The sequence below is a fragment of the Ralstonia insidiosa genome (assembly GCF_008801405.1).
GTDB lineage: Bacteria > Pseudomonadota > Gammaproteobacteria > Burkholderiales > Burkholderiaceae > Ralstonia > Ralstonia insidiosa.
The window spans coordinates 1-13,077 of record NZ_VZPV01000002.1 but is presented as its reverse complement, the minus strand read 5'-3'; the positions used below and the strand labels follow the sequence as shown (position 1 = coordinate 13,077).

The following is a 13,077-nucleotide window of genomic DNA, read 5'->3' as shown; positions in this document are numbered from 1 at the left end:
CGCCCACCGCCAATGCGCTGCCTTTTGCCTGTTGCCACGTTTCGCGTGATCGCTGTTTCGGCGCTTGCGCTTGCCGGGTTGGCTGCGTGCGAGCGCGGCGAGCCCTCGTCGGCGCAGGCCGCGGCGGCCTCGGTGCCGTCAGCCCCCGCATCCGCAGCCAAGCCGGTGGCTGCCTTCGCACCGTCAGCACCGGCCTATGAAAAGGCCTTCTACACGATGATGGCGACGCGCCGTCCGTCGGTGCCAGCGATGACGGCACTGGGCAAGGCGCTGTTCTTTGATCCCGCACTGTCTGCCTCGGGCAAGCAGTCCTGCGCAAGCTGCCATAGCCCCACGCACGCCTACGGCCCGCCGAACGATCTGTCGGTGCAGCTGGGTGGCACCGACATGCACAAGACCGGCGTGCGCGCCGCACCGTCATTGCGCTACATCCAGAATGTGCCGCCGTTCTCCGAGCACTTCTACGAGAACGATGGCAACGATTCCGAAGACCAGGGCCCGACCGGCGGTTACACCTGGGACGGCCGAGTGTCCTCCACGCACGACCAGGCACGCATCCCGCTGCTTTCTGCGCACGAAATGGCAAACGGCACGCCGGATGCGGTGGTGGCCAAGCTACGCAATGGCCGTCACGCGCAGACGTTCCGCCAGGTGTTCGGCGACGACATTCTCGACAATGAAGACACGGCTTTCCGCGCCGCTCTGATGGCGCTGGAGGTGTTTCAGCAGACGCCGTCGGAGTTCTATCCGTACGACAGCAAGTACGACGCGTTCTTGCGCAAACAGGTCAAACTGTCGCCGCAGGAGATGCGCGGCCTGCAAGTCTTTGCCGACCCAGCCAAGGGCAACTGCGCCTCGTGCCACGTGAGCGCAATCAAGCAGGACGGCGCCTTTCCTGCGTTCACCGATTTCGGCCACATTGCGGTGGGCGTGCCACGCAACCGCACGTTGGCAGCCAATGCCGATCCGGCGTTCTTTGACCTGGGCCTGTGCGGCCCTGACCGAACGGACCTGAAGGACCGCGCCGACTACTGCGGCCGCTTCCGCACGCCGTCACTGCGCAACGTGGCGCTGCGCAAGACGTTCTTCCACAATGGCGCCATCCACACGCTGGAAGATGCGGTGCGTTTCTACGCCCAGCGCGATACCCAGCCGCAGAAGTGGTATCCGCGCAAGGCCGACGGCACCGTCGACAAGTTCGACGATCTGCCGGCCCAGTACCGCGCCAACGTCAACATGGAGCCGCCCTTTGGTGGCAAGCCCGGAGACAAGCCGGTGCTCTCCGAGGCTGACGTGCGCGACATTGTCGCTTTCCTCAAGACGCTGACCGACGGCTATCGCCCCGTGCAGGAAAAACCGGCCGGACAAGCCGCCCGGGCTTCCCAAATGGCCCAGCGCTGAGCGCACGGACGCCCGGCCCGTTTGTTGCGTTCTCTGCCGCAGCGCGGGCCATGCGTGCGCTGCGGTTATCATCGGCGCATTGCATTTGCGCTGTCACTGACTTCTCCCTATGACTTGGCTTGCTGACCCGTCCATCTGGATCGGCCTGTTCACCCTGGTGGTGCTCGAGATCGTTCTCGGCATCGACAACCTCGTTTTCATTGCCATCCTCGTCAACAAGCTGCCGCCAGCGCAGCGCGATCGTGCCCGGATGATCGGCCTGGGGCTGGCGCTGGGGATGCGGGTGGTGTTGCTCATGGCCATGTCATGGCTGATCGGGCTTACCAAGCCGCTGCTGACGATCGGGTCGGTGGATCTGTCGGGGCGCTCGATCATCCTGTTGCTGGGCGGGTTCTTCCTGCTGTTCAAGGCTACATCTGAGCTGCACGAACGCCTGGATGGCGAGCCTCAGGACGAGAGCCACGGCACCGGCCACGGCAAGTTCTGGAACGTGATCGCGCAGGTGGTGATTCTGGACGCGGTGTTCTCCATCGACTCCGTCATCACCGCGGTGGGCATGGTCAATGATCTGCCGGTGATGATTGCCGCCGTGGTGATCGCCATGGGCGCCATGCTGTTTGCGTCGCGCCCGTTGACGGACTTCGTCAACGCGCATCGCACCGTGGTGGTGCTGTGCCTGAGCTTCCTGCTGATGATCGGTTTCAGCCTGGTGGCGGAAGGGCTGGGCTTTCATATTCCGAAGGGCTATCTGTATGCGGCCATCGGTTTCTCGATCCTGATCGAGTTCTTCAACCAAGTGGCGCAACGCAATACCGTGCGCTACGAGCGCCGCCGCCCGCTGCGTGAGCGCACTGCCGACGCTGTGCTGAGCCTGCTGGGCGACCGCCGCGGTACCCCGGCCGATGCCGAGGCCCACGAAACCGCGCCCCATGCGGACCAGCCCGCGCCCGAGGCTGTGTTCCGCCCCGAAGAACGCAGCATGGTCAGCGGCGTGCTGGATTTGGCCGAGCGCTCGGTGCGTTCGGTCATGACGCCGCGCCACGACATTTCGTGGGTGGACCTGGAGGCCGATGCGGCAACCACGCGCAAGTTGTTGCTGGCGGTGCCGCACAACCAGTTTCCGGTCTGCCGAGGCGGCCTGGATGACCTGGTGGGCGTGGCTCGCGCCAAGGATCTGATGGGGGACCTCGACACGCGCGGCACCATCGACGTGGAGCGCTCGGTCAAGCCCGCGCTCAAGGTGTCGGACAACGTCGGCATCCTGCGCTTGATGGATCTGCTCAAGCGCGCGCGCGGGCGCATGCTGCTGGTGATCGATCCCCTGGACGTGGTGCAGGGCGTGGTGACGCCCATCGACGTGCTGGAAGCCATTGCCGGGGAGTTTCCCGACGAAGACGAGCGCCTTGACGTGGAGCAGGCGAGCGAAGGCTGCTGGGAGGTGGCTGGCGAGGCCGACCTGCGCCAGCTCGAAGACGTGCTGCACGTCGACTGGCTGCTCGACGAAGGTGGCGGCGCCACGAGCCTGGGCGGCTACCTGTTCAACCAGTGGGATCGTCTGCCTGAGGTGGGCGACACGTTGGTGCGCCACGACCTGCGTTTCGTCATCCTTGAAGCTGGCAGCCGCCGCATTGTGCGTGTGCGCATCGAGCGCATGGAAGAGGTGACGGCGCCCGACGCCGAAGCCTAAGCCACGTATTCCGGCGCCGCCGCACTCAGCAGGCGCGGCGCCGAGACCCGCATCCCGGCAGCCGTCAGTGTTGCCGCCAGCGTTTCCAGCAGCGCACGCACGTCTGCCGCTGCGTTTGCGTGCATGCCCTCCGCCACGATCAACGCGCCCGATGTGTCTGCGCGGACGGCTGAATCGCCGCTCTGGCGGTGGCACCAGCGGCGCGCATGCGCATGGTCGGCGCCATCGGCAAAGATCACCTCATCCACATCGGGCTGCTCGATTTCGCCGGCGAAGGTCAGATAGCGCTCGTCGCCAGTGGCGCGGCGGACGGTCAGATGCCCGTCGATGGCCGTTGCATCAAACGCTGCCACCGGAATCGCAAATGCCAGCGAGGCCGCGTTGCAGACGTCGATCAGCGGGTGCAGTTGCGGTAGCGCGTCATCCTTCCTGAAGCGCCGCAAGAGCGATTCCGCAGCGCAGCGGTATTGCGTGGGTTTCAGGCCCATGCGCGAGAATGCGCGCCGCCACGCCTGGATTTCTGGCAATTCGCCTTCCGGTGTGCCTGCCAACCGAGCGCGTGCGGTTGCCTGCAGGCGGGCAATCCCCGCATCGACGCAAGCATCTTGTCGGACACCCTCGACGGACAGCACGCCTGGCACGAGTTCGGGAAAGTCTTGCCAGATCTGTGGGGCATGAATGAAGTGCATGGTCAGGTGGATTCCTTGGGTCGGGAAGAAGTCGGTGCAGACGAACGCGCCAAGGCGAGGCTCAACACCGCCGCCAGCACACATGTGATACCGCTGATCTGCCGCACGCTGACCACCTCACCGAGCAGCACGGCAGCAAACGCGACTGCGGCCACCGGCGCGAGCGCGGTGAAGAGCGCAGCCTCTGCACCGCTTACGCGTGCGGCCCCCGCATACCAGAGCACAAAGCCACCGACGGTGGGCACGATGGCGTAGTAGGCAATAGCGGCCAGTGCGTGCGTTGCCTGGGCGGAGGCATGCAGTTGCCAGGGGGCTTCCCACAAGGCGGGCAGCAAGGCCGTCAGCAAGCCAAACATGCTCATCAGCGTCGATAGCGCCAGCGGTGGCACGGGTGTGCGCAACCGCTTGTTGAGCAGGATGAACAGCCCTTCGCAGACGACCGCGCCAATCACCAGCACGTTGCCCGCGAGCGGATGCGCGGCGTCGCTACCTGGCTGGAACGCGATGGCCAACACGCCGGCCGTTGCCAGTGCAATCGCCCCCAATACCGCGCGCCCTGGCCGTTCGCCCAGCACCACAATGGCAATGAGCGCGGATACCACCGGCAACGTGCCGATGATGACGCCCGCATCTGCCGCCGACGTATGCCGAAGCCCAGAGATCAGCAGCGTCGTGTAGCCCACGCTGCCGGCCGCCGCCTGCAGGAACAGAAGGCCCCATGCCTTGCGTGAAAGCACGGGCCAGCGCGCACCGGTCATGCGCATGGCAATGAGAAACAGCGGCAGCGCTATCGCAAAGCGCAACGCCGTGGCGGTGAATGGCGGGAGCCCGGCAGCGATGATCTTGCTGGCCGTAACCGTGCTGCCCACCAGCACCATCGCAAGCGCGAGGTAGAGGCAGCCTTCGAGGCGTCTGGACATGTCGAACCCTGCGTCTGTGAAAGCCCGCAGGATGGCCGCGCCCGAAGCGCACGTCTTGAACGAAATTGCAGGGACGAGGGCGGGGTGGCTGGCTACCGCGCCGCCGCCACCATGCCCGGCGATATGCCGTACTTGCGCACGAACTGGCGGGTCATGTGGCTTTGGTCTGCAAAACCGCAGGCCGCGGCGGTCTCTGCCAGCGGCAGACCCTGGGCGATCAGCCGGCGCGCGAGGGCAACGCGCCGCTGCAATTGATAGGCATGCGGCGTGAGGCCCGTGACACGCGCAAAGCCGCGCAACACCTGAAAGCGGCTGAGACCGGTCTCTTGGGCAAGGTCGAGCAGGGAGACCGCGGCGGCGGGGTCATCGTCGATGCGCATGCGCGCAATGCGGATGGCGTCGGGGGCATCGTCGGCGTGGCGGTTGGCGGTGTGCAGCGCATCGGCCAGCACCGATAGCAGCAACTGCTCGCGCAGCAGTGCATCGCATTGCGCGGCGGGTGCCGTCATTTGCCCGAACAACAGGCGGACGCGCCGCGCAAGGTTGGCGTCGCGCGAGACAGGGCGGTCGAATTCGGCATTGTCCTTGCCGATCAGGAGATCATGCGCAAGTGTGCCAACCGTGCCCGGGTCGAAATACAGCATGCGCCAGGCACGGCCCGTGCCGTCGATTGGTATGCCATCGTGCACCTCGGCCGGGTTGACCATGATGACGTCGCCTGCACCGGCTTCCACCATGCCGCGTCCGCTGAAGGACTTCTGTGCACCCCGGTCGACAATGCCGATGCCGAACTGCTCGTGCGTATGGCGCGGGAAGGTATGGACGGAGTCGGCGGCAACGGCCTCCACGCCGTGCATGGCGCAGCGGAGCATCGAGAAAGCAGTCTGGGCCGGCCGGCTGGGCAAGGCGGGTCTCCTGGCAGGAGGGCGAATGCAGCAGCATAGCGTGCTTTAGGGAGCAGGGCGCAACGAGGCGGCCGACCGCGGCACGTGCACGCGACGCCATATCGAAACGCCGTGGAACGTGTTCTTCTCATTTCGCTCAATTTCTGGCGCCATGCGGTTGTTATCCTCAAGACATCCCGCCCCGGTGTCACCCGGTAAGATGGCGCAGAGCCTGACGCTTGGCCATGCGGGAATCGTCCCCGCTGGGGCGGGCGACAGTGTGTTGGCATCCATCCATGCGTCCGTCTTTCGGCATTACCTCCAAGCTGTTCGTTGTGCTGTTCGCGTTGAGCATCGTCGTGGCGCTTGCCATGGGTGCGGCCGTGCGATGGCGCTTCGACGCCAACTTTCTTGAGTACGTCAACACGCGCGAGGCGGAGCGCATGACCGTGCTCGCCCGCGGCGTTGAGGCTGCGTACGCCGAGCACGGCAACTGGGAATTCCTGCGCAACGACCGCCAGGCGTGGTTCCGGCTGCTGCGCCGCGAAGGCGCCCGTGCCCGTGGCAACGGCATGGGTGGCGAGCATCTCGACCCGCCGCCGGGTCACCGCTTTGATCCGCTTCCGCCCGACATGGGTCGTGGTATGCCGCCGCCGGATGTTGCCCGCGCCGGCAGCCTGCCTTCGCACCCGTCTGGGGAGCCGCCGCCGATGCCGCGTTCGCCGATCTGGCTGTTGGATGCCGAGCGCCACGTCATCGTTGGCGATGGGCCACCGCTGGGGCCCACCGCAAAATGGCATGAACTCCGCCACAATGATCTGACCATCGGCTGGCTGGCCATGCCGGCGCGCATGCGTGTGCCCGAAGGTGCGGACCAAGCCTTTCTTGGGCAGCAACTGCGTGCAACATGGATCATCGCCGGGTTGTCGGTATTGCTGGCCGCGCTGGTGGCGGTGTTGCTCGCGCGCGGGCTGCTTGCACCAATGCGACGGCTGACCGATGCCGCCCGCCGCATGGCCGACGGCGATTACGCTACCCGTGTCGACGTGCATTCGCGCGATGAACTTGGCGAGCTGGCGGCAGACTTCAACCACTTGGCGGCATCGCTGGAAGCCAACCAGAAAATGCGTCGCCAACTTACCGCTGATATCTCGCACGAGCTGCGTACCCCGTTGGCCGTGCTGCGTGGTGAACTGGAGGCAATGCAAGACGGCGTGCGACCGTTGACGGTCAACTCGCTGGCCTCGCTGCAGGCTGAAGTGGCCACGCTCAGCAAACTCATCGACGACTTGTACGAGCTGTCACTGGCTGATGTGGGGGCGCTGGCCTTCCACATGGAAGCGCTGGATTTGGCCGATACCGTGTGCAGTGCCGTGCAGGGCTTTACGCCGCGCCTGATGGAGAAGGGCATCGCGCTGCAGCTCGATGTGCCGAGCGTGCCTTCGCAAGACGCCATGGTGAACGGCGACCCACAGCGCCTGCGCCAGGTCATGCAGAACCTGCTGGAGAACACGCTGCGCTACACCGACGCGGGCGGCACATTGCGCGTACACGTCCACCAGGACGGCCACTGGCAACAGATCGACGTGCAGGACAGCGCGCCGGGCGTGCCCGAAGCGATGCTGCCGCGCATCTTTGACCGGCTCTTCCGCGCCGACCCTTCACGCAGCCGTGCGCAGGGCGGTGCCGGGCTGGGCCTGAGCCTGTGTCAGACCATTATTGCCGCACACGGCGGCACCATTGAGGCCAGACCTTCGCCGCTGGGCGGGCTCTGGATCCTCATCCGCCTGCCCATTCTTGATCTGCTTGATCCGCTTGCCGACCATGATTCTGATCATTGAAGACGAACCCAAACTGGCCGCACTGACGATCGACTATCTGCGTGCCGCTCACTATGAAACCGAGTGGCTGGCCGACGGTACGAACGCGGTGCAGCGCGTGCGCGAGGCCATGCCCGAACTGGTGGTGCTCGACCTGATGCTGCCCGGAAAAGACGGCCTGGAAATCTGCCGAGAGGTGCGGACTTTCAGCGAGGTCCCCATCGTCATGGTGACCGCGCGTGTGGAAGAGATCGACCGCCTGCTCGGCCTCGAGCTCGGCGCAGATGACTACCTCTGCAAGCCCTTCAGCCCGCGCGAACTGGTGGCGCGCATCAAGACCATTTTGCGGCGTGCGCAACGTGGCGGTGGCACGCCAGAGAGTGCGCTCGTAATCGATGGCACCGCGTATTCGGCCACGCTGCGCGGGCAACGCCTGGACCTGACGCCCGTGGAGTTCCGTTTGCTGGCGGCGTTGGCCGGTGCGCCGGGGCGCATTCTCTCGCGCGCGAATCTGCTTGAACAGATCTACGACGACCATCGCATCGTGACCGATCGCACGGTCGATACGCACGTGAAGAATCTGCGCCGCAAGATGGAGTTGCTGAGCCCCGGCACCGACATGATCCACTCGGTCTACGGCGTGGGATACCGGCTCGACGCCTGATACACGTGACGCGTTTGCATGCCGATTGCGGCGTAACGGGCGTTCAAGAAAACTCCTCCGTTTGCCCACCTTTGGTGCGACATCGATGGCTACAGTGAGCGTATGGCTGGCATGGTTGACATGCGCGGCCGACGTTCTCATCAGGAGCTTCATCATGATCGCTGTGACTTCCCGCCGCCTGGTTGCCGTTGCTGCCGGGCTTCTCTTGTCTTGCGCCGCGCTGGCCCAGACGGCCGCCCCCGACGCAGTTCCCATGTCGCCGATGCCTGGGCATGGTCCCGGCATGATGGGCCGGGGGCAGGGCCCCGGCTTTGGCCAACCCGGACCGCACGGTATGGAGCGCGGGCACCACCACGGCGGCGAGTTCTTCCTGCGTGGCCTGAAGCTGACCGAAGAACAGCGCGACAAGATTTTCGCGATCAAGTACGCGCAGATGCCGCAGGAGCGCGAGCAACACAAGGCTGTCGCACATGCGCGTCGTGACCTGCGTCAGATGGTGATGTCCGGCCAATACGATGAAGCACGCGTGCGCACGCTGTCCGAAGCGCTGGGCCGCGCAGTCACCCAAGAAGCCCAACTGCGCGCGCAAGCCGGCGCCAAGATCATGCAGGTGCTGACGCCAGAGCAGCGCAAGCAGATTACCGATCGCGAAGCGCGGCGCGTGGCCGAGCTTGAACAGGGCGAAGACGCACCCGCGCAAGAACTGGCGGCAATGTAATCAGACTTGCCTGGTGGTCTACTGCCGCTAGCGGTAGACCACTACCGGCACCTGCGCGTAAGTCAGCACCTTGCGCGTTTCATTGCCGATCAGCAATCGGCCCATCAGGCTGCGGTGCCCGTGCGATGCCATGAAGATGACGTCGCACGCGTGCCGCTTCGCCGCATCCAGAATGCCGAGGTACGGCTCGGAAAATTGCGAGACATCGCTGTCGAACTGGATGCCTTCTTCCCGGGCGCGCTCAGCAATGCGGTCGATACAGTCTTTCGCGTAGCCCTGCACCTGCTCCATGTAGTGCGCGTGCGGACACTCGCCCACCCCGGCGGAATACGCCATGTTGGGGAATTCTTCGATGCACGTGTAAGCGGTGAGGCGGCAACCGGTGGCGCGCGCGAGTTTCAATGCGCCGTCGATTGCCTTGCGGCATTGCTCGGAGCCGTCGGTCGGCAAGAGGATATGGGTAAACATGGTGCTCTCCATGGGGAACCCACTTCCAAATTACTGCACTGCACACGACAGCTCTATCGTGGAAAACGCTAGGGCCGGCGCCACTCTTCAGCGGTTGCTGAAATACGGTCGTTCGTTTTTTGTGCGACAGACAAGCGTGTTACTTGCCTTGCCAAGCCTGCCGATAGCGCGAGGGCGATGCCCCCAGTTGGGTGGCAAAGCGCCGGCTGAAATGGCTCGGGCTGGCAAAGCCGCAGCGTTCGGCAATCGTTGCCAGCGGCAGCGTGGTCGATCGCAGCAGGTCTTGCGCGCGTGCAATGCGCCGCTGCAGAACCCACTCGTGCGGCGCCACCCCAAACGATGCGCGAAACATCCGCGCAAAGTGAAATTCCGACAGATTGGCCTCTGCCGCCAGCTCCCCGATCGACAGCAGCAAGTGCAGCTCGGCTTCAATGCGTGAGGCAATGCGGCGGCACACATGCGGTGCCAGCCCGCCACGCACCGCCAGCGCGCGTGTACGGCCCTGCGTCTGCACGAGATACGACAGCGTGTCATTGGCCAGCGCGTTGGCACGCATGCGGTCGTCCAGGTCGGACCAGTCGAGTTGGGCGATGCGCGCGCACGATTGCGCGAGGTGCGCGTCTTCAATGAAAGTGCGGTCGTGCAGGGTAAACAGGCGCGGCTCGGCGTCGAGCAAACGCACTGCATGCCCGGCCAAAGCATCGGGTGCGAAGTACAGGTGGACAAAGCGCATCGGCTTCTCGATTACCCAGGCAGATTCGTGCTCGGCCGGCAACATGCACACACGGCCCGGCGCGCCGAACAGGTTCGGCAAGTCCTGCCGGTGCGTGGTGTAGCCACCTTGCAGATACACCGACAGCGTGTGGTGACCCGGTTGGACGTAGTGCGCCTCGTCGTGCTCGTTGCACCAGATGGCGGCGGTCACGCCATCGCCCAGATTGACGACGCGCTCCAGCGATGCGCGCGACCCACGCGCGAGCGTACCGAAGACGCTGGCGTCTGCGGTGACGCGTGGATCAGGCGAAGTGGGGTCGTGGGTGGGGCGCACGCGTCGATGTTACCAACGATCGCGCCGCCGGTGCGGGGCGGCTTCGGCCGCTAGCCCGGGCAGAGTTCGTGCGCCACCGCACCCGCCAGGCCCACGCCATCCACGCGTTGCCAGTTGGCGTCGTTGGCGAACTGTTTCTCGCTGACGGTCATGGCGCCCTGGTACAGCTTGGCGCGCGAGACGGAGAACTGCCGGCTGCGGCAGTCGACGGTGTAGAGGAAGTCGGCCATGTCGCCACGGAAGGCGCCGAGCATGCGCTGCAATGAACGCATGCCCGCGCGGTTGGAGGCCTCCACGCGCACCCAGGCACTGATCGGGCCGCTGGGCATGCGCTGGATGCTGCCGGCGTCGAGCGAGGCATAGCTGTCTGGTTGATCGGGCAGCGTGATCCAGCGTTCGGCGCCGATCGCGCTGAAAACAGTCATGGCCAGTCCGGCCAGCATGCAGGCCAGCACACCGCGTGCGATTGCGGTGGTGGTCATCGTGGCTTGGCGTTGCCTGGAACCGGAATGGCGACGGCGTCGGAGTGGCTGCAGGCCATGGTCACGCCGGATTTTTCGAAGTCGACCATCACCGCGCCAGGCTTGTCGGCGCGGCTGGGCGTGCCGGCCAGGCTGCCCGACAGGCGCTGCATGATGGCCTGGCAGGTGGGGGCCTTGCCTTCTTTTCCGGTCTTGGCTGCCGTTGTTGAGGTGGTTGCCGACGGCTCGGCAGCGGCCGGTGCACTGGGCTGCGTTGAGGCATGCGCGCGCGGCAATGTCACCAGCGCGGCCAATGTCGCTACGGCAATCAGCAATCGCGTGGAACGCCGCAACACGGGCGACGCCGACGACGATCGGGACATGTTGGAAAGAGACGGCATGACGGTCAAAGCACGGGGGTCAGAGTGCGCCTGTAAAGCAACGCGGGCAGGCGGGATCTCTGGAGTGTAACGGCACTTCGTGTCGAAACTTGACGCGGCAAACTGCCCCATCGTCCGCGTGGGGGTGATGCACCCTGCGCAAAATGATGCATGCAATCGACATAATCGGCCGATGTCGAGCCAGACGCAGAACATTCGCGCGCATGTTCCGAGCAACCAATATGCCGGGGGGATTTATATGCGCCATCGGTATCACAGTGCAGTGCATCGTAGAAGCGCCAGTGCACCCAGGCGGGACAAGCAGCAAAGGGGTTCGTGCAGTGCCAAAAAAAGGGTGTCGGGAAAAATGGGGCGGATTATGAAAAGGGATGGAATACCCTGCCTTTTCCGCGCTTTGTTTTTTTGGGCGGGACACTATTATTTAAAGCATGGAAGCGATGCCGCGGCAGCTATGTGCCCGTCGCTTCGTGGGTCGGTTCTCCTCTCTGGAACAGATCGACACGGTCCAGAGATTTCAACCCGCGCCTCGTCAACTGAGCGCGGGTTTTCTTTGGGCACCGTACTGGCGCTCAGGCAAATCGCGCAGAGCGCTCTTCAGTTTTCCGCTGGCGTGCCGTTGTGGATAAGGTCGAAACGCGTGTAGGCTGCATTTCCTGTCGCAGTCGCTGACCAAGCAACCGTATCCCCGATGAACCGTTCTCATCCGGCCGATGCCGGAGCCCTTCCTGTTGACGCAGAGCTGGCCCCAGAGGCCATGCTGCGCCCGGCAACGGCACCTGTTCCTCCGGCGCAGACCGCAGCCGAAGAGCAGGCTACGGGCACGGATTTCGATGCGCTGGCGCGCCTGTCGTCCGACGCCGTGCTGCTGACGGTGGAGGGGCGTGTCGTGCGAGCCAACCCTGCTGCTGCGCGCTTGATGAATGCGCAGACGCCGGAGCAGCTTGAAGGTGCGCAGCTTGCCGGCCTGATCCACCCAGATGATGTGGGCCAGGCCGTGCCGCATCTGGCGCGCATGGTGAGCGGTGGCTTGGGTGCCCAGCCCGTCGAGCACCGCTTGGTGCGGGTCGACTACACCCATGTGCTGGTTGCAAGTGAAGCGGCTGCGTGCGAGCACGAGGGGCAACCGGCAGTGATGCTGGTGCTGCGTGAAGCCGGCTCGCGCCACGCGCTTGAGCGCCACGCCGTACAGGCCCGTGCTGAAGCCTTGAAAGCACGCCGCCTGCTCGCCTCGGAGAACGCCGTGCTTGCGCAACTCGCGTCCAATGCGACGCTGTCAACAGTGCTGCGCCATTTGTGCCTGTACGTCGAACAGGTCTACCCGAATGCCATGGCGGCGGTGATGCTGCTTGCTGAGGGCAACCCGGACGAAAGCCTGACCCTGCGTGTGGCCGCTGCGCCCACGTTGCCCGCGGCCTACGCTGCCACGCTGGAGAACTCGCCCGTCGGCCCTGATGCCGGCGCGTGTGGTTGTGCGGTCTACCTGGGGAATGCTGCGCTGATTGGTGACATCGCAACCGACCCGCGTTGGCAGCATGAGCGCACCGCAGCATTGGCTGCGGGCTTTGCGGCAGCCTGGGCGTTGCCGATCCGGTCTTCACGTGGCGACAAGCTGGGCGCGCTCACGCTGTTCTACCGTCAGCCGTGCTTGCCGAGCGAAGAAGAACTGAATTTCCTTGACGACGTGACCCACCTGGCCGGCGTCGCCATCCAGAAAGACACCATTGAGCGCGGCCTGGCCGAGAGCGAGGAGCGCTATCGCCTGGCCATCTCGCACTTGAACGAGGGCGTGCTGATCCAGAACCTGGACGGCGTGGTGCTGGCAGCCAATGCCAGCGCCGAGCGCATCCTGCGGGTGCGTGCCGGGCAACTGGTTGGGCGCAACCGGCTGGACCCGCTGCAGCGCGTGATCGACGAAG

Annotated in this window: 13 protein-coding genes; 6 read left to right on the top strand and 7 right to left on the bottom strand. The window is 65.0% G+C overall.

What is annotated here, in order from left to right; translation table 11 throughout:
* The first annotated feature begins 12 nt into the window (after positions 1–12).
* Together F7R11_RS16835 and F7R11_RS16830 are read left to right on the top strand one after the other, a co-directional pair.
* Positions 13–1,401: a cytochrome-c peroxidase gene (locus tag F7R11_RS16835; protein WP_064806858.1), complete on the top strand. Its 1,389-nt coding sequence runs from the start codon at positions 13–15 to the stop codon at positions 1,399–1,401.
* Positions 1,402–1,510: 109 nt separating this feature from the next.
* A complete protein-coding gene (locus tag F7R11_RS16830) occupies positions 1,511–3,088 on the top strand; it encodes a TerC family protein (RefSeq protein ID WP_064806861.1) in 1,578 nt (525 codons plus the stop codon).
* On the opposite strand, the gene F7R11_RS16825 is transcribed toward F7R11_RS16830, so the two are convergent.
* The 3 genes from F7R11_RS16825 to F7R11_RS16815 all read right to left on the bottom strand — a co-directional run bounded on the left by F7R11_RS16825 (position 3,085) and on the right by F7R11_RS16815 (position 5,569).
* Positions 3,085–3,777 (bottom strand): B3/B4 domain-containing protein, encoded by a 693-nt coding sequence (locus tag F7R11_RS16825; RefSeq protein WP_064806863.1) that lies wholly within the window; start codon positions 3,775–3,777, stop codon positions 3,085–3,087. The two genes, F7R11_RS16830 and F7R11_RS16825, sit on opposite strands and share 4 nt — an antisense overlap.
* A 2-nt stretch (positions 3,778–3,779) precedes the next feature.
* On the bottom strand, positions 3,780–4,697 hold the full coding sequence (locus F7R11_RS16820; protein WP_064806865.1) for a DMT family transporter: 918 nt from the start codon (positions 4,695–4,697) through the stop codon (positions 3,780–3,782).
* 92 nt (positions 4,698–4,789) lie between these two features.
* Positions 4,790–5,569 (bottom strand): AraC family transcriptional regulator, encoded by a 780-nt coding sequence (locus tag F7R11_RS16815; protein ID WP_249042860.1) that lies wholly within the window; start codon positions 5,567–5,569, stop codon positions 4,790–4,792.
* 308 nt (positions 5,570–5,877) lie between these two features.
* On the opposite strand from F7R11_RS16815, the gene F7R11_RS16810 reads away from it, so the two are divergent.
* From F7R11_RS16810 to F7R11_RS16800, 3 genes are all read left to right on the top strand, one after another.
* Positions 5,878–7,422 (top strand): ATP-binding protein, encoded by a 1,545-nt coding sequence (locus tag F7R11_RS16810; RefSeq protein WP_064806867.1) that lies wholly within the window; start codon positions 5,878–5,880, stop codon positions 7,420–7,422.
* Positions 7,406–8,065, top strand: coding sequence for a response regulator (locus F7R11_RS16805; protein WP_064806869.1), 660 nt, complete (start codon positions 7,406–7,408; stop codon positions 8,063–8,065). The genes F7R11_RS16810 and F7R11_RS16805 overlap by 17 nt, the downstream gene beginning before the upstream one ends.
* Positions 8,066–8,219: 154 nt before the next feature.
* Entirely contained in the window at positions 8,220–8,783 is a 564-nt protein-coding gene (locus F7R11_RS16800) for a Spy/CpxP family protein refolding chaperone (protein WP_064806871.1), read from the top strand.
* Positions 8,784–8,810: 27 nt separating this feature from the next.
* Here F7R11_RS16800 and F7R11_RS16795 read toward each other — a convergent pair whose 3' ends face one another.
* From F7R11_RS16795 to F7R11_RS16780, 4 genes are all read right to left on the bottom strand, one after another.
* Positions 8,811–9,251 (bottom strand): universal stress protein, encoded by a 441-nt coding sequence (locus F7R11_RS16795; RefSeq protein WP_048935857.1) that lies wholly within the window; start codon positions 9,249–9,251, stop codon positions 8,811–8,813.
* A gap of 139 nt (positions 9,252–9,390) precedes the next feature.
* Positions 9,391–10,299, bottom strand: coding sequence for a helix-turn-helix domain-containing protein (locus tag F7R11_RS16790; protein WP_064806873.1), 909 nt, complete (start codon positions 10,297–10,299; stop codon positions 9,391–9,393).
* Between the two features lie 50 nt (positions 10,300–10,349).
* Positions 10,350–10,781 (bottom strand): hypothetical protein, encoded by a 432-nt coding sequence (locus tag F7R11_RS16785; protein WP_064806875.1) that lies wholly within the window; start codon positions 10,779–10,781, stop codon positions 10,350–10,352.
* The gene (locus tag F7R11_RS16780) at positions 10,778–11,143 is read right to left on the bottom strand and encodes a glycoprotein (RefSeq protein ID WP_335720527.1); all 366 of its coding nucleotides are present in this window, start codon (positions 11,141–11,143) and stop codon (positions 10,778–10,780) included. The genes F7R11_RS16785 and F7R11_RS16780 overlap by 4 nt, the downstream gene beginning before the upstream one ends.
* A 706-nt stretch (positions 11,144–11,849) precedes the next feature.
* Here F7R11_RS16780 and F7R11_RS16770 point away from each other — a divergent pair.
* The coding region (locus F7R11_RS16770; protein WP_151180541.1) for a GAF domain-containing protein at positions 11,850–13,077 on the top strand (1,228 nt) is incomplete at its 3' end.

Coding starts and splice junctions, on each gene's coding strand:
- F7R11_RS16835 (WP_064806858.1), top strand. CDS start 13: ATGCGCTGCCTTTTGCCTGTTGCCACGTTTCGCGTGATCGCTGTTTCG.
- F7R11_RS16830 (WP_064806861.1), top strand. CDS start 1,511: ATGACTTGGCTTGCTGACCCGTCCATCTGGATCGGCCTGTTCACCCTG.
- F7R11_RS16825 (WP_064806863.1), bottom strand. CDS start 3,777: ATGCACTTCATTCATGCCCCACAGATCTGGCAAGACTTTCCCGAACTC.
- F7R11_RS16820 (WP_064806865.1), bottom strand. CDS start 4,697: ATGTCCAGACGCCTCGAAGGCTGCCTCTACCTCGCGCTTGCGATGGTG.
- F7R11_RS16815 (WP_249042860.1), bottom strand. CDS start 5,569: ATGCTCCGCTGCGCCATGCACGGCGTGGAGGCCGTTGCCGCCGACTCC.
- F7R11_RS16810 (WP_064806867.1), top strand. CDS start 5,878: ATGCGTCCGTCTTTCGGCATTACCTCCAAGCTGTTCGTTGTGCTGTTC.
- F7R11_RS16805 (WP_064806869.1), top strand. CDS start 7,406: ATGATTCTGATCATTGAAGACGAACCCAAACTGGCCGCACTGACGATC.
- F7R11_RS16800 (WP_064806871.1), top strand. CDS start 8,220: ATGATCGCTGTGACTTCCCGCCGCCTGGTTGCCGTTGCTGCCGGGCTT.
- F7R11_RS16795 (WP_048935857.1), bottom strand. CDS start 9,251: ATGTTTACCCATATCCTCTTGCCGACCGACGGCTCCGAGCAATGCCGC.
- F7R11_RS16785 (WP_064806875.1), bottom strand. CDS start 10,781: ATGACCACCACCGCAATCGCACGCGGTGTGCTGGCCTGCATGCTGGCC.
- F7R11_RS16780 (WP_335720527.1), bottom strand. CDS start 11,143: ATGTCCCGATCGTCGTCGGCGTCGCCCGTGTTGCGGCGTTCCACGCGA.